Source organism: Pseudoalteromonas shioyasakiensis (assembly GCA_013391845.1).
In the GTDB taxonomy this organism is placed as follows: Bacteria; Pseudomonadota; Gammaproteobacteria; order Enterobacterales; family Alteromonadaceae; genus Pseudoalteromonas; species Pseudoalteromonas apostichopi.
Window position 1 is genome coordinate 3,261,625 of sequence record CP058414.1, and the last position, 16,282, is coordinate 3,277,906.

Sequence of the window (16,282 nt, forward strand, 5' to 3'; positions counted from 1 at the left end):
TTCCATCATTATGACAGAATTAAAATACTTTTATTTTATTATTTTTATTCAGCTAAGTTAGGTAATTGCCACTGACTTTGCTTTTGTTGATATTGCGCCTTGGTCAAGCTGACTAATAAAGGCTTTTTACGTTCATCTAACCAAGCAAGCAAAGCGTCCATATTGCGTTCTGTCATTGCTGTACAACCAGCTGTAGGCTTGCTAGGCGCACGCCATAAATGCATAAAGATACAACTACCCGCGCCATTGATATTGCTTGGATTATGCTTAACAACAATGCCTTTTTTATACAAATTATCTTGGCTGTATATATCACGGCGCATCCATTCTGAAGAGTCTTTTACTGCGTCTTCGCCTACTTGTGCTTTGTCGACCAGTTGATTGTAAAAAGGCGAGCCTTTCACATCAATGCAGTAATCGTTTGCAGTCATTGCTTGATAACTTAGGTTCGTTTGTAATGAATCTAAATACCCAAATGCAGTACCTAGCTCAAAAATACCAGCAGGCGCTTTACCATCCCCTTCTTGTTTTTGCTGACCTGGTTGTGCAGGGTGCAGCCCCACTCCCCAAGCAAGACCGGTACGACCAAGTACTACCGCATGTTGTTCGCCTTGTTGTTGCCATTTACCGGCGTCTTTTTCAAAGCGATACAGCGTGGCATCAATAGCATCACTGTCATTAGCGACCACCACCACGAGTTGCTGATGACTGTTATCAATAACAGGTTTAGGTGACTCTTTGCTTGCACAAGCCGTTAAACTCACAGCTGCAATAAGACTAACTAGTTTTTTCATGCTGGCCATACTCCGTTTGTTATTAGTTCAAGCCCTTTTATTGATTCAATACCAAGACCTGGTTTATCCGATAAGCTTATTTGAGGGCCGATAAACTCAACCCCACCTTGTACAGGGTCATACTGACCAAGAGCTGGGCCATCTAGGTCAATTTTACTGATTTGTTGTGCTTTGGCAGAAGCTAAATGTGCAGCCCCTGCGACAGCAATACTGCCCTCTAGCATACAACCAATCATACATTCAGCTTGATATTGGGCTGTGATGTTAGCAATCTCAATTGCCCGGCTTAAACCGCCCGTTTTCATTAACTTGATGTTGATAATATCAACCGCTCCCAACTCTAAAAGCTGGATTACTTGCTTAGGTGAAAAGGCGCTTTCATCAGCCATAATCGGTGTATTCACCCGCTCAGTAATATATTTGAGGCCTTGAAAGTCACTGCTTTTTACTGGTTGCTCAACTAACTCTAACACCACGCCAGCTTGCTCAAGTTGTTGTAATGCAAACACAGTTTGTTTGGCATTCCAACCTTGGTTTACATCTAAACGTAATTGCGCCTTAGCAGCAAAGCCCGCGTGGATTGCTTTGACACGTTCAATATCTTGATTAAGGTTATTGCCAATTTTTATTTTTAATACGTCAAAGCCTTGCTCAACGGCTAGCTGACAGTCACTGAGCATTTTATCAATGTTATCGACGCTAATAGTAATATCCGTTTTAAGTTCTGACTTACCGCCGCCAAGTAACTTATATAAAGGTGCTTGATAGAGCTTACCCCACAAGTCGTACACAGCCAGTTCTAGGGCGGCTTTTGCGCTACTGTTGCCAACCACGGTTGATTGAATAATTTGAGTGAGCTGGTTGATGTTTTCAATTTCTTGCCCCACCAACTTAGGCGCAATAAACTGCTTAATGACCGCTATCATCCCTTGATGGGTATCACCAGTGATAACCGGTGTTGAGGCCGCTGAGCCATAGCCAATTTGACCACATTCGGTGTCGATTAAAACCACTAAGTCTTCGATAAAACTCACTTCTCTCAGTGCTGTTTTAAATGGGGTAACTAACGGCACTTTGAGCTTTGCAAAGCGAACAGCTTTAATTTTCATATCGGCCTCTAGCGAATACGCTTAATGTTATAAACACGGTCTAAATAACTGGTTTCTTGAGATAATCTTAATGGCAACAAAGGTGTCACAGACACCCCATTCAAGGCACTACTATAAAAGCTGCCATCGCCTTTGTTGTAACCTAATCCTTTGACATCATGAATAACATACGGCTCGCCGTGATGCTCCCCTAAGTACATCATCACGTGACCAGGAATATAGATCAGATCGCCAATCGCCATATTTTTAACCGTTGGTATCTTGGCATCCGCAGCGGTATTCTTATCAAAACGATTATTTTGCCCGTATTCACTACTGCCTTGCTGCCCTGAATTACGCGGCATTAATAGGCCAAAGCTTTTATAAATTTCACCAACAAACCCGGTGCAGTCGCGGCCATTGTAATCATGCCCCCAACCATAACGCTCACCTAAAAACTTAAAGCCTTGTTTAATTAGATTTTGCTCGTTGTAGTCTAAGTAACCTAAATTTACATCGGCAGTTTTGCTGATCATCGCTGGTTTAATTACAAGTTGACCTTGCTCATCACGAGTAGGTAACTGTACAACATGGCTGGCATAGCTATTTTGGCCGTTTAGCAAATAAGGTACTTTCTCACTATCAACTAAGGGTAAGCGTACCCCCATATCTAGTTGCACTTCTGAGCGGCTTTCATCGTTTGGCACATAAGCAGTATTTACTTTTGCACCTGTCACAACCAAGAAGTTATCTTGTTCACGATAAGCTTTTATTTTATCCGCATCAGCAAAGGCAAGATCTTCGGCAGGTGCCCATGCTAAGTAGTTGTAAGCACGTACTAACAACCACTTTTTATCTGCGCTTTGATGTAATACAGCCACAGCCTCACCCGGGAACATGCCACTTTCTTGGAAGCGATCTAAGTCTTGATCAAGGCCACTATTTAAAACCCGATCCCAAGTTGGAAATGTACGTAATGCAGTACGTTTAACTACCACTGCAAAACGCACCTTATTAGTATCTGCGACTTTGTTAAGATTTAAGTTAGCCTGATATTTAGCAAAATCTTTCGCAGTGAGTTGTCGGCCGTCGGTAAAAAAACGCGGGCTTTTTGGAATTGCACTTGCCGAGTGAATGGCACTTGTTAGCTCGTCTTTACTAAGCGATTTTTGGAAAGACAGTGGATCAACAATGTATTTATTATCTTTAATAAGTTTTTCGTTGAAGGCAGCAATTTGAGCCTCCGTCATAATCATTTTTGCCGATGCCCCTTGCGCTAACCAGTAGCTAGGAGAAAGCTGTGACTGCGTGACCCCGATAACATCTGATTGCCAACCTTCGGCATGCATGGGTGCACTAAAGGCAACACCTAAAGTAATTGATAAAGCGATAATTGAACGACGCATAGCTGTACCTTAATTCTTATTGAAAGCGTGAATCTAATAATTTTGTAAAAGCATGCTGCAATTTTTGCTGCATTTGCTTACCGACTGTCGGCAAATTGGCTTCGTCAGCCCCCTGAGTTGACTGCTGTACACTAAATGTAAACTCACGCCCACCTTGATAATTTCCTAGACACACATGTGCCAGCATCACGGCTTCTGTGGTGGAGCGCGTTTCACTTGGTCCCCAACCAATTTTTTGCCATACACGCCACTGCCCATTGGTTGTGCTATCGAGCACCTCTTTTGCAGAGCGACTATCATTTGGCGCAATAACATCTGCCAACGCATTTGTAACAATTTGACTGATACCTACCATCATGCCGCCTACTTGAGCCTGTTCGTAGGTATGACCTGTGCCGTTAAGTAGCACATCAACATCACTTGCTTGTAAATAAGGCATTTGTGTACTTGGCTCACGCTGGTGACTAACCAAGCGCTTTAACCATTCAGCTTGAGCAAGTGTAGTCATTGCTTTGTTGCCCGTTAAGCCACAACTGTCGCAACGATATCCTAAATAGCCGGGATCATCACTGCTTGTTATATAATGAACGACTTTTGCATCAAGCTCATTATTTGCAGGGTTATGCCAATACTCGTCTGATGGCATAAACTGCTCTGAGCCATATGCGCCGTTAAATAACAAACGCTCATCCTGTAGTTTGAGCCAGCCATCATTAAAAAGTCCACGTAAGTACTCTCGCCCTGCCACATTCACAAAATAACTGGCAATAGCATTTGAGTTGCCATCGGCTTTACCAAATGCTTCATAGCTATTAATACTGCTGATCAAATCTGCCAGCGCTGTATCACCTGCATAGAGCGTTGCACCAAGCTCTGGGTGGGTTTGTCTTACTTTAGATAGCGCACCGCTAAATGCTTGAATTTTTGATGAGCTCCAAGGCTCATACAATTCATTATGGCTGCCATCACTTAAATAGCGATAGGCTAGCTGCCCAGCCTGTACTTGATAATCTATTAATAGAAATTTACCTGGCTGCTCAGAGGCTAAGAAATACTGCCAATCGGCCGCCACTCTGTTTTGCCAACCTGCCTGTTGATAATTAACCTCAGTTGCTGATTTATAGCCTGGCTGCTGACTTTCACCTTCCAGTGATAAGCAACCAGTATTTTTTAAATCTTTTGGCAAAATAGCGGGAGCTAACATTACCTGCTCAAAGTATTGTTGGTCTGTTAATGGGGTTTTTTCTGTGTTCGCTTCACAACCAGTCAAAAGCATCAAGCCGCAACTTATAGCCAGCCGTTTTTGATATGCACCTTTCGCATACATAAAATAAAATTCCCACTTGTTATTTTTTTTGGAATATTTTATTAAATCTAACACAATTTCTTCATGAAGCAAATTAACTCGGTTTTATTGCCTATAAGACGCTGGCTTAAAAAATAATTTAACGATTAAAGTCTATCGTCTCGAAGGGGTATTGTTCATCGTCTGGAGCGACATTATCTTAATGCGCGATGCGCGCGAAACAAGTTTCACGCCTACTGGGTGTATTTTTTGTATTTTGAGTTGGGGTTTAATTTGTGGAGTGGAAGCGTGATGTTCACGACTGAAGTCGCTGCTACGAATATTACGATAATAAACGCGATATAAATTCGCTGCTACAGGTTTATATCGAGCTTTCAAGCTCCTACGCGAATTTCAGGCACAAAAAAACCGACTTTCGTCGGTTTATGTCACTTTCCAGAAGAAAGTGGCGGACGCGGGAGGATTCGAACCTCCGACCGCCTGGTTCGTAGCCAGGTACTCTATCCAGCTGAGCTACGCGTCCGCAATGGTTCTGCTTATTTACGTCTTGCAATGACGGTGTTATTAAAACACAAAAAAACCGACATTTAGTCGGTTTGCACTTTCGAACATTGCAGTATGAATGTATAGAAAGTGGTGGGCGCAGGAGGATTCGAACCTCCGACCGCCTGGTTCGTAGCCAGGTACTCTATCCAGCTGAGCTATGCGCCCACATTCTATTTTAGTTAGTTTAAGTCTCACTAAGACTTTTCAAAAGTGGTGGGCGCAGGAGGATTCGAACCTCCGACCGCCTGGTTCGTAGCCAGGTACTCTATCCAGCTGAGCTATGCGCCCACATTTTGATTTTAGTAAAGGATGGTGGGCGCAGGAGGATTCGAACCTCCGACCGCCTGGTTCGTAGCCAGGTACTCTATCCAGCTGAGCTATGCGCCCATTCTTTACTTTACAAGAAAACCATTTAAAAAATGGTGGAGAAGGAGGGATTCGAACCCTCGATAGAGCTACAAACCCTATACTCCCTTAGCAGGGGAGCGCCTTCGGCCACTCGGCCACCTCTCCGTCTTGTGGGGCGTATAATAAAGATTTCAGGAAATATGTCAAACACTTTTCAAGGAAAATCGTATAGATGGTTATAGATTGTCCATAACGAGCTAAAACAACTTATTTTTGTTTATCCTTTCGCCACTTTTTCTTTATCACTCAACGGCTCAAGACCCGTCAATGGGATCAGCTCATCGGTTAATTCAGCGAGGTATTGATCTTGGTAACCTAATTGTTGAAATTCAGCTATACAAGCACGATAAAAATCTTCACGTTGATGCTCGTTTTTATTTGTATCTGTTGGCAACTGCGAAGGCTTTTTTGTCATTAGAATTAAGTCCATTTATGCGTTGAACGAATATGGCGCAATGATGTCATATCTTGGCTAAAAAAAACACTATCCAACTTTAGGTTTGTATAAAAAATTTACAATCTAGTAACTTTATTTGAAGGCTAATTCGGTATTTCTTTTTAGATCAGCTAATTACAATTTAGTAGTAAATTTGTGAGTAATAAAAATCAGAAATTTCTGATAAAAAAACGCCGCTAAAAAGCGGCGTTTTTAAAGACTTTTAGCTGATTAGTCAGCTTGAGGACGCATGTGTGGGAATAGGATCACGTCTTTAATCGTTGGTGAGTCTGTAAATAACATCACCAGACGGTCGATACCAATACCCTCACCCGCTGTTGGAGGTAAACCATACTCTAATGCGCGGATGTAGTCTTCATCGAAGTGCATTGCTTCATCATCACCCGCATCTTTCTCTTCAACTTGACGCGTAAAGCGCTCAGCTTGGTCTTGTGCATCATTAAGCTCAGAGAAACCATTCGCTAACTCGCGGCCACCAACGAAGAATTCGAAACGGTCAGTCACAAATGGGTTTTCATCGTTACGACGTGCAAGTGGTGACACTTCCCACGGGTAAGCGGTAATGAAAGTAGGTTGAATTAACTTATGCTCAGCAGTCTCTTCGAAGATTTCACATAAGAACTTACCAGGGCCCCATACACAGTTTTCAGGGATCTTAACGTGTACTTGCTTCGCATATGCTTTAAGTTCTTCAAAATGATTTTCTGGGTCATTAAATACCGCTGCATCGAAGTCAGGGTTGTACTTAAGAATAGCTTCGCTCATAGTTAGACGAGCAAAAGGCTGACCAAAATCGTACTCTACCGAATCAACCACTTCACCGTTTTCATCTTTAGTTGTGTTTACAACAATTGGTGAACCAAGTACGTCTGTAGCAACAGTACGTAACATGTCTTCAGTAATGTTCATCAGGTCAATGTAATCAGCGTAAGCCTGGTAGAATTCGATCATCGTGAATTCTGGGTTATGACGTGTAGATAAACCTTCGTTACGGAAGTTACGGTTGATTTCGAATACACGCTCAAAACCACCAACGACTAAACGTTTTAGGTAAAGCTCAGGTGCGATTCGTAAATACATATCGATATCAAGTGCATTATGGTGTGTTACGAATGGACGTGCAGACGCACCACCTGGGATAACTTGTAGCATCGGCGTTTCAACTTCCATGAAATCACGCTCAGCTAAGAAACGACGAATACCTTCAACAACTTTTGAACGAATACGGAACGTTTCACGTGTCGCATCATTAGTAATTAAATCAACATAACGTTGACGGTACTTTGTTTCTTGGTCAGATAAACCGTGGAACTTTTCAGGTAACGGACGTAATGACTTAGTCAGTAACTCGTACTCAGTCATTTCTACGTATAGGTCACCTTTACCAGACTTATTTAGTGCGCCTTTAACACCGATGATGTCACCAATATCTAGTTGACCGTATTTAGCTTTTAATTCTTTTTGTACATCTTTTGACGCATACGCTTGAATTTGGCCTTTCATATCTTGTAATGCTAGGAAAGGACCACGTTTAGCAAGGATACGACCAGCAACTGATACAACGTGTTGTTCAGCAACTAATTCTTCTTTCGATTTATCACCAAACTCAGCTTGCAAATCAGCCGTGTAATGTTCACGACGGAATTGGTTTGGATGACCGTTGGCTGGGCAATTTTCGCGGATTGCGTCTAATTTGCCACGACGCTCAGCGATTAACTTATTTTCGTCTTGGATTTGATCAGTCATTTTTTAGCTCTTTTTTAGCTTGGTGGTTATAGGCCAGATTTAAGGCTGGCTTCAATAAATTTATCTAAGTCGCCGTCAAGAACCGCTTGTGTATTACGGTTTTCAACGCCTGTACGTAAGTCTTTAATGCGAGAGTCATCAAGTACGTATGAACGAATTTGACTACCCCAGCCAATATCAGATTTAGCATCTTCTTGACTTTGCTTCTCTGCATTCTGCTTTTGAATTTCAAGTTCAAACAACTTCGCTTTTAGCTGTTTCATTGCTTGGTCTTTATTCTTATGCTGTGAACGCTCATTTTGGCACTGTACAACAGTATTGGTTGGTATGTGAGTAATACGAACCGCAGATTCTGTCGTATTTACGTGCTGACCACCGGCACCTGATGCGCGGTAAACGTCAATACGTAAGTCAGCCGGATTAATATCAATTTCGATATTATCGTCGATTTCTGGATATACGAATGCTGATGCAAACGAAGTATGGCGACGACCACTCGAGTCAAATGGGCTCTTACGTACTAGACGGTGAACACCTGTTTCTGTTCGCAGCCAACCGTATGCATATTCGCCAACAAAGCGCACTGTTGCACCCTTAATACCAGCCACATCACCATCAGTTGCTTCAACTAGCTCAACTTTAAAGCCTTTTGCTTCACCCCAGCGTAAGTACATACGCAACAGCATGTTACACCAGTCTTGAGCTTCAGTACCGCCAGAACCTGATTGCAAATCAAGGTAAGCATCGTTTTGGTCATGATCGCCTGAGAACATTCGACGGAACTCTAGCTTTTCAAGTTGTGCGTTTAAATCGCCCAATTCAGCTTCTGCTTCAGCAAAGGTTTCTTCATCTTCAGCTTCAACTGCAAGCTCTACTAAACCTTCAACATCTTCGGTACCTGCCACTAGATTATCAATGGTCTCTACGATAGCTTCGAGTGCCGACTTTTCACGGCCAAGGGCTTGAGCTCGTTCTGGCTCATTCCACACGGCTGAATCTTCAAGTTCTGCGTTAACTTCTTCTAACCGCTCTTTCTTAAGAGGGTAGTCAAAGGTACCCCCGAAGCAGTTCAGTACGTTCGCGAATTTCCTTGATTTGATTAATCACAGGATTCACTTCAAACATGTACATTACTCCAAAATGGCTGATTTACCGTGCACCGATATCGACGATAATTACGGTAAATTATCTACAAATATTAAAAACGCCCGATTTTAACAAAAAACCGAGCGTTTTATTAGCCTTTTATGTCGATTATAACGATATTTTTATGTCGCTTTTTGTAGCTCTCGAATAATCAACTGTAAGGTAAATTTACCACGGAATTCATTTATATCGAGTTGGTAAGCTGCTTTTACATAACGCACTTCGGTATCTGGCCATGCACGCACATCCACGCCAAATGCAATCCCATCAACTAACCGCCCAGACTGATGTTTTAAAACTAGTTTTAGGTGTTTTTCGCCAACAATTCGCTGCTGTATTACTTCGAATACATGTTCGAACACTGGCTCAGGAAATTGCTGCCCCCAAGGACCTGCATTTTTTAGTTGATTGGCAAACTCCATCGAAAAGCAATCATTTGGCAGCTCACCATCGGTAAGTAAGATGCTTTGCTTATGCTCTTCAGTAAGAGTATCTGCCACCATTTGCTCAAACACGGTTTTAAACTCATTAAAACAGTGTTCATTGATACTCAGCCCCGCCGCCATAGCATGACCACCAAATTTACTGATCAAATGCGGATAGAGAGTATTTACTCGCTCTAGCAAATCACGCATATGCAGCCCTTCAATAGAACGACAAGAACCTTTTATTTCGCCGTTATCGCCAGCTGCAAAAATAATCGTAGGACGGTGATACTTTTCTTTTAAACGACCAGCCAAAATACCAATCACACCTTGATGCCAATCAGCTTGGTATAGACAAATGGCATCAGGCACGGACTCGGTTTTGAATGCTAAACGGTCAAGCACGGCTTGTGCTTCAGTTTGCATGCCCTGCTCTATTTCACGGCGCTCGTGATTAAGGCTGTCGAGCTCACTGGCAATACGGCGTGCTTGATTTATATCGCTAGATAACAAACAGGCTATACCTAAACTCATATCATCTAAACGCCCTGCTGCATTTAAGCGTGGCGCTAATGAAAAACCAAAGTCACTGGCACTTAAACGCCCTGCATTGCGATTTGCCACTTCAATAAGTGCACTAATTCCGGGCCGTGTTTTACCACTGCGAATGCGTGCTAAACCTTGATGAACTAAGGTACGGTTATTGGCATCAAGAGCGACCACATCGGCAACGGTACCAAGGGCTACAATATCAAGTAACTCAGCCAAATTTGGCATTGGCTGATGCTGAAAATACCCTTGCTCACGTAAGTGGCTTCGTAAAGCAATAAGCAAATAAAAAGCAACCCCAACGCCTGCTATCGACTTCGATGGAAACTGACAGTCATGACGATTCGGATTCACAATGGCATCAGCATCTGGCAGGGATTCACCTTGCAAGTGATGATCAGTCACCAGCACTTTAATACCAGCTTTCTTTACTATAGCAATACCATCAATACATGAAATACCGTTATCAACGGTGATCACAAGCTCAGGCTGCATGGAAACGATTTGCTCTGCAAGTGCAGGGCTTAGGCCATAACCAAGGCTGAATCTGTCTGGTACTAAATAATCAAGATTCTTTAAGCCAAACATAGCAAGACCTTGCATCAAAGTTGCAGTGCTGGTTGCACCGTCAGCATCAAAGTCTCCTACAATTAAAACGCGGCTTTGTGCGGCAATTGCTTCTTGCAATAACGCAACAGCTTTGTCGATGTCTTTAAACAGCTTAAAGTCATGTAATGTCGCAGCGCTATTATCGAGTTCAGTAGCATTTTGCACCTGTCTAGTCGCGTAAATCTGCTTGATAACAGGGTGTAAATGGTGCGGTAAGTGTGAATCATCAACACGTGGACGAGCTTGAATTATTTTTTCCATGTCGGAAACGGTACTTCTTAAGAAAGGCAAGTAAAAAGGCCTACAACAAATAGGCCTTTTCGTTTAAAAAACAGTTATGAAGATGTTTTTGGTAAAGCATCAAGTGCTTGGCTGATTTGCACAGCTGATTGATAACCTGGGATCATCGTGCCATCTTCTAAAATAATTGCTGGTGTCCCCGACATACCAAAACTTTGACCAAGTTGGTAATGCTCTGCAATTGGTGCGTTACAACCAGGCACCGCTGCTACTTCTGCACCCGCTTTTGCTTCTGTTAACGCTTCAGCTGGATCTTTAGCACACCATACATTCATTAAATCTTGATACCCTTTACCACGTAAACCACCACGTGGGAAAGCAAGGTATTTAACTGTGATACCCGCTTCTAAGAAATCATCAAGTTCACGGTGTAACTTACGGCAATAACCACAGCTAATGTCAGTAAACACCGTGATTGAATGCTTTTCGTTTTTCGCTTTGTAAACGATCATCGAATCTTCGTATTCAGCTATACCTTCTTTACGTACATCGCTCAGTGCATGCTCTGTTAGGTTAACTCGGTTATTAAGGTCAATCAGTGTTCCTTGCATAAGAAATTGACCGTCAGGGCTTGCATACAGCACGCCTTTGTCAGTAATTAGTTCTTTAAGGCCTGCCACTGGGCTTGGATTGATTTGCTTAACGGTTACGCCTAATTCGGCAAACTTAGCAATAATTGGGGCATCAGCAGCGTCTGTTGTTGATACGCCATTGGCAAACACATTTAAGCTTGTGCCTAGTAGTGCTGTGGCTAAAACTAACTTTTTCATAAATATCCTATATCCTGATCATTTTTTATATAGACCGGTACATCTTTAAAAATCTTGCACTAAGCTCGTGGATGATGTTGCTCGTGTACCGACTTCAATCTTTCATTCGCTACATGGGTATAAATTTGTGTTGTTGATAAGTCACTGTGACCTAACATCATTTGCACGACTCTAAGGTCCGCCCCATGATTAAGCAAATGCGTTGCAAACGCGTGTCTGAGCGTATGCGGTGATAACGGCGATTCAACTGATGCCAAAATAGCATAGTGTTTGATGCGATGCCAAAAAGTTTGTCGCGTCATACCAATCCCACGCTTAGATGGGAACACAAAGTCAGTGGCATGCTTTATCATTTGCGAACGGCCCACTTTTAAGAATTGCTCAAGCCAATACATTGCTTCTTCACCCAAGGGAACTAAGCGCTCCTTATTACCCTTACCTTTTACAAAAACCACAGCTTGGCGCAAATTAATTTGCTCCATTCTGAGCCCCACCAGCTCAGTAACACGAAGCCCTGTAGCATATAAAAGCTCAAGCATGGCTTTATCGCGAAGTCCCATAGGGTCTTCTATGTCTGGGGCTGCAAGCAATGCTTCTACTTCGGCTTCGGATAGGGTTTTCGGTAATGATTGCCCAGCTTTTGGTTGAGCAATGTTTACCATGGGTGAATCTGCAATCACTTTTTCGCGCACAAAATACTGATAGAAACGTTTCAGTGCACTAATGCTACGTGCGGTGCTGCGCGACTTCAGTCCTAGATCGACGCGGTAAGCTAAATACGCTTCGATATCATCTGAGCTAACGGCAAGAAGGTCTTTATCTTTTATAAATTGGCAAAACTTTTCAAGGTCACTGCGATAGGCCGCCAATGTATTTTCGCTGACGCCTTGCTCAAGATACAGAGTATCTAAAAATAACTCTAAATGTTCGGCGTTATTTGCTGTCATTACACCTTTTTGTGCTTGTGAATTATTATCAGCCACGCGTACTCTCATCCTTATCAAGGTATCAATTGATTATACCTTACGGTAAACTTAGGCCTATCATATCAGGCAAATACACAGTGATAAATACGATGCAGATTGGTTTATTTTATGGTTCTACAACCTGCTACACAGAAATAGCGGCAGAGAAAATTCGCGATATTATTGGCCACGACATAGTGAGCCTTCACAATATCAAAGATGAGCCATTAAAAAATGCAGAGCAATTTGATTTCGTTATCTTCGGCATCTCAACTTGGGACTTTGGTGAGCTGCAAGAAGATTGGGAATCAATCTGGGACGACATTAAAGATGTTAACTTAAACGGCAAAACCGTGGCTCTGTTTGGAATGGGTGATCAACAAGGTTATGGTCAATGGTTCCAAGATGCACTTGGCATGTTACACGATGAGATTTGTGATCAGAGTATTACCTTGCTCGGTAAATGGCCTAACGATACAAGTTATGAATTCGAAGCCTCAAAAGCGCTCACAGAAGATGGTAAACAGTTTGTAGGCTTAGCCCTTGATGAAGACAGCCAATACGAGCTGAGCGATGACCGCATTGCAACCTGGGTTGAGCAAGTAATGACTGAATACAGCGAAAGCTTGTAACATCCTGTTATTTATAAAAAGCCAAGCATTGCTTGGCTTTTTAATTTTTATTCAACACGTTGCCAATATTGATTACGGTAGAAAAAAGCAATATAGCCGCGCACTTCAAGTACCTTACCCTGTTCTTTTGGAGTCAATTTTAGGGTATAAGTTTTACCATTGTTTGGGTCCAGAATTTCACCATCTTGCCAGCTACCATCCCCAGCATCTTTAGCACCTTCAATAATTTGTAACCCAAGAATAGGCTGATTTTTCTTATCACCTTTACACTTTTCGCATATTGCATCTTGCTTGGCTGGGTTAAGTATTTTTTCTACACTGCCAATCAGCACGCCATCTTGCTCACTAATACGCACTAAAGATTTCGCTTCATTGGTTTCTTCGTCAATGGTTTTCCAAAGACCCACGGGTGTCAAAGCAGCAAAGCACAGCTTAGAAAATAATAAGGCAAATAAAACAATTGATAAACGGATCATAAAAAACTCGTATAAAACTTAAGACTTTGGCACTATATCAGGACTTAGTAAAACACACCATTTTGCTATTTTCAGAAATAGACAACACATTGCGAGGGAACACAATGAGTCAATTTACATTACTTACCGGTGATATTGTCAGTTATGACAGTAATCAGGTTACCAAAATTAACGCAGCAGGAGATATAATAATAAATCGCTTTGCTGAGCCATTGTTTATCCCTGAAAGCGCTAAAGCCGCTCTTGAACTGGGTCGGCTTGACGATAACTTATTCAATTTAAATAAGTTAATGCGCTCAGGCTATGCCGATCCCTGCCCAACTACCCGCGTTCTTATCGAAACCACAAAACCTTTACCTGAAATTAAAGGCCTGTTGATCAAACGCCGCTTTAATATTATTGATTTTTGCAGCGCTGAAATAGAAAAATCACACAGTAAGTCGGTGTTAGATGCCTTATTAAAGCTTGAGTATGTTCAGCAAATTCAACTTGATGAGGTTATGCAATTACAGCCACCTTCCATGCAAAAACCACAGGTATAATTACATTTTTAGGTAATAAGCTTTACATAGCTCTTTGTAATCTTGGCTGTAGCTACCATCAGCTGCGTGTATCGTTAACGACGTTGTTTCACATTCACACTTGCTTTGGCTGAATAACAAAAGGCTACGACTTGGTTGCTTTTCCTCGGTAGTGCGTACCAAGCAATGACGTGTTAAGTACCAGTCTGCTTGCTCTGCCACAGCAATAAATTGTTGCGCTTCGACGCAAGGCAAAATTACATTCAATACAGTTTTGCCGTGGCTAAGCCGAGTACAAGCCGCAATTAAATCACTAAAGCTAAGACCATCTGTGTGGCGAGCAGTATTGCGAGCATCGTTATCACCTTTTAAGCTCGCATTAAAATACGGCGGGTTGCTAATGATTGCATCAAAAGGCTTTACTGCACTGAACGACTGCACCGCACCTTGAAAAAGACTAATATCAGGCCAAGGGCTATTGGCGAAATTTTCTCGAGCATCACTGCAAGCACCAGAATCAATTTCGATGGCACTGATATTTGCTTCAGGTGATCTTTGCTTTGCCATCAAAGCCAGTAGTCCTGTGCCAGTGCCTATATCTAAGATGCGTTCAGCCCTTTTCAGATTAGCCCACGCACCTAATAAAATACCGTCGGTTGAGACTTTCATCGCAGTGCGTGTTTGCGTTACTGTAAATTGTTTAAACACAAAGCCTGACATTTTTTCACCTTTTCATTCACCACAGCCGCGTTAACGCGTATAATTAGGCTTAATTGTCCTCTATTTATGTCACTCTATGCAATTTTCTGAATTTGATATTGATAACAAGCTGTTAAATGCCATTAATAAAATGGGTTTTGATACGCCAACCAGTATTCAACAACAAGCGATCCCTGAAGCACTTCAAGGTCGTGATATTTTGGCATCTGCCCCTACTGGTACGGGTAAAACAGCCGCGTTTTTGATCCCTGCAATTCAATACTTGCTCGATTTCCCGCGTCGTGAACCTGGTTTTGCACGTGTCTTGATCATGACACCAACCCGTGAGCTTGCGTATCAAATTCATGAGCAATGTGAATTACTTGCAGCACAAACTCATCTTAAAATTGGCGTTGTGACTGGAGGTATAAACTACGGGACCCACAAAGAAATTTTCGAAAGCAATAACGACATTCTAATTGCGACGCCGGGACGCTTAATGGAGTATCTCGAGACAGAGAACTTTCATGCCGAAAACGTTGAAGTGCTGATCCTTGATGAAGCAGACCGCATGTTAGACATGGGCTTTCGTAAAGAAATGCTTCGCATTTGTGATGAGGCGCGAAACCGCCGCCAATGTTTCTTATTTTCAGCTACCCTTGAAGGTGACAGCGTTGAGTTATTTGCAGAGCGTATCTTAAATGATCCTGCACTACTTGAAGCTGAATCATCACGAAAAGAGAAAGGCAAAATTCACCAGTGGGTTCACCTTGCAGATGACTACAACCACAAGCTGAAAATGCTAGTTGAAACGTTAAATGGTGATGACATTCAGAAAGCTATTGTGTTTGTTAAAACTCGTGAGCGCCTAGAAACACTGATTGGTGAATTAAACAACGAAGGCATTCGTGTTGCTTGGTTACGCGGTGAAATGCCGCAAGACAAACGAATGAAGACAATGGAGAACTTCCACTCTGGGCGAAATAATATATTAGTTGCAACGGATGTTGCCGCACGTGGTATTGATGTTGCTGATATCAGTCACGTTATCAACTTTGATATGCCACGCACCGCAGATGTATATGTTCACCGTATTGGTCGTACCGCTCGCGCTGGCAAAAAAGGCATCGCGATTTCATTTGTTGAAGCCCATGACGTAGCAATTGTTGGTAAAGTTGAACGTTATATCGAACAAAAACTCAAACGCCGAGTTATCAAAGGGCTCGAGCCACAGCATAAAGAAGCTAAGCTCCCATCCAAAAAGAAGAAAGATCCAGAAAAAATGAAGGCAAAGAAAAAAGCCAAGTCTAAAACTAAGAAGAAAAAATAGTTTTACTGACACTGTTATAAAAATGCCGAGTTTGTCTCGGCATTTTTATGCCCTACCTTTTTTACTTATTAAGTGTGTAATTAGTTCACACTTTCTTACCCTCACATAC

Annotated in this window: 15 protein-coding genes and 5 tRNA genes; 3 read left to right on the forward strand and 17 right to left on the reverse strand. The window is 42.2% G+C overall.

Going from position 1 to position 16,282, the window contains the following annotated elements; genetic code table 11:
• Window positions 1–44 precede the first annotated feature (44 nt).
• The 15 genes from HYD28_14920 to xerD form a co-directional block, all read right to left on the reverse strand.
• Window positions 45–794 carry a hypothetical protein gene (locus HYD28_14920; GenBank protein QLE10139.1) on the reverse strand — a complete coding sequence of 250 codons (750 nt, stop codon included), beginning with the start codon at window positions 792–794 and terminating at the stop codon, window positions 45–47.
• Complete coding sequence (locus tag HYD28_14925) at window positions 791–1,903, reverse strand: dipeptide epimerase (protein ID QLE10140.1); 1,113 nt, start codon at window positions 1,901–1,903, stop codon at window positions 791–793. Before HYD28_14925 ends, HYD28_14920 begins: the two co-directional genes overlap by 4 nt.
• Window positions 1,904–1,911: 8 nt before the next feature.
• The gene (locus HYD28_14930) at window positions 1,912–3,288 is read right to left on the reverse strand and encodes an SH3 domain-containing protein (GenBank protein QLE10141.1); all 1,377 of its coding nucleotides are present in this window, start codon (window positions 3,286–3,288) and stop codon (window positions 1,912–1,914) included.
• Window positions 3,289–3,304: 16 nt separating this feature from the next.
• A complete protein-coding gene (locus HYD28_14935; GenBank protein QLE10142.1) occupies window positions 3,305–4,564 on the reverse strand; it encodes a hypothetical protein in 1,260 nt (419 codons plus the stop codon).
• A gap of 476 nt (window positions 4,565–5,040) precedes the next feature.
• Window positions 5,041–5,117, reverse strand: a tRNA-Arg gene (locus HYD28_14940).
• 111 nt (window positions 5,118–5,228) lie between these two features.
• A tRNA-Arg gene (locus HYD28_14945) sits at window positions 5,229–5,305 on the reverse strand.
• A gap of 46 nt (window positions 5,306–5,351) precedes the next feature.
• Window positions 5,352–5,428 (reverse strand) — tRNA-Arg (locus HYD28_14950).
• A gap of 22 nt (window positions 5,429–5,450) precedes the next feature.
• A tRNA-Arg gene (locus HYD28_14955) sits at window positions 5,451–5,527 on the reverse strand.
• Between the two features lie 33 nt (window positions 5,528–5,560).
• Window positions 5,561–5,653: transfer RNA gene (locus HYD28_14960), tRNA-Ser, on the reverse strand.
• A gap of 112 nt (window positions 5,654–5,765) precedes the next feature.
• The gene (locus HYD28_14965; protein ID QLE10143.1) at window positions 5,766–5,963 is read right to left on the reverse strand and encodes a hypothetical protein; all 198 of its coding nucleotides are present in this window, start codon (window positions 5,961–5,963) and stop codon (window positions 5,766–5,768) included.
• Between the two features lie 252 nt (window positions 5,964–6,215).
• Window positions 6,216–7,751 (reverse strand): lysine--tRNA ligase, encoded by a 1,536-nt coding sequence (gene lysS, locus HYD28_14970; protein ID QLE10144.1) that lies wholly within the window; start codon window positions 7,749–7,751, stop codon window positions 6,216–6,218.
• Between the two features lie 26 nt (window positions 7,752–7,777).
• A protein-coding gene (gene prfB, locus HYD28_14975) for a peptide chain release factor 2 (protein ID QLE10145.1) occupies window positions 7,778–8,876 on the reverse strand; the annotation gives its coding sequence in 2 pieces (ribosomal slippage) (window positions 7,778–8,800 and window positions 8,802–8,876; 1,098 coding nt in all).
• Between the two features lie 143 nt (window positions 8,877–9,019).
• Entirely contained in the window at window positions 9,020–10,741 is a 1,722-nt protein-coding gene (gene recJ / locus HYD28_14980; GenBank protein QLE10146.1) for a single-stranded-DNA-specific exonuclease RecJ, read from the reverse strand.
• 74 nt (window positions 10,742–10,815) lie between these two features.
• Window positions 10,816–11,550: a bifunctional protein-disulfide isomerase/oxidoreductase DsbC gene (gene dsbC / locus HYD28_14985; protein QLE10147.1), complete on the reverse strand. Its 735-nt coding sequence runs from the start codon at window positions 11,548–11,550 to the stop codon at window positions 10,816–10,818.
• Between the two features lie 59 nt (window positions 11,551–11,609).
• Window positions 11,610–12,545 carry a site-specific tyrosine recombinase XerD gene (xerD, locus tag HYD28_14990; protein ID QLE10148.1) on the reverse strand — a complete coding sequence of 312 codons (936 nt, stop codon included), beginning with the start codon at window positions 12,543–12,545 and terminating at the stop codon, window positions 11,610–11,612.
• 80 nt (window positions 12,546–12,625) lie between these two features.
• Between xerD and fldB the strand changes: the two genes are divergently transcribed.
• Window positions 12,626–13,147 carry a flavodoxin FldB gene (fldB, locus tag HYD28_14995; GenBank protein ID QLE10149.1) on the forward strand — a complete coding sequence of 174 codons (522 nt, stop codon included), beginning with the start codon at window positions 12,626–12,628 and terminating at the stop codon, window positions 13,145–13,147.
• Between the two features lie 47 nt (window positions 13,148–13,194).
• On the opposite strand, the gene HYD28_15000 is transcribed toward fldB, so the two are convergent.
• Window positions 13,195–13,623 carry a DUF2147 domain-containing protein gene (locus tag HYD28_15000; GenBank protein ID QLE10150.1) on the reverse strand — a complete coding sequence of 143 codons (429 nt, stop codon included), beginning with the start codon at window positions 13,621–13,623 and terminating at the stop codon, window positions 13,195–13,197.
• Window positions 13,624–13,727: 104 nt separating this feature from the next.
• Here HYD28_15000 and HYD28_15005 point away from each other — a divergent pair, with 104 nt between their 5' ends.
• The gene (locus tag HYD28_15005) at window positions 13,728–14,165 is read left to right on the forward strand and encodes a hypothetical protein (GenBank protein QLE10151.1); all 438 of its coding nucleotides are present in this window, start codon (window positions 13,728–13,730) and stop codon (window positions 14,163–14,165) included.
• Here HYD28_15005 and HYD28_15010 read toward each other — a convergent pair whose 3' ends face one another.
• Window positions 14,166–14,864, reverse strand: a complete 699-nt coding sequence (locus HYD28_15010; GenBank protein ID QLE10152.1) for a methyltransferase — start codon at window positions 14,862–14,864, stop codon at window positions 14,166–14,168.
• Window positions 14,865–14,940: 76 nt separating this feature from the next.
• Here HYD28_15010 and srmB point away from each other — a divergent pair, with 76 nt between their 5' ends.
• On the forward strand, window positions 14,941–16,173 hold the full coding sequence (gene srmB / locus HYD28_15015; protein ID QLE10153.1) for an ATP-dependent RNA helicase SrmB: 1,233 nt from the start codon (window positions 14,941–14,943) through the stop codon (window positions 16,171–16,173).
• Window positions 16,174–16,282 lie beyond the last annotated feature (109 nt).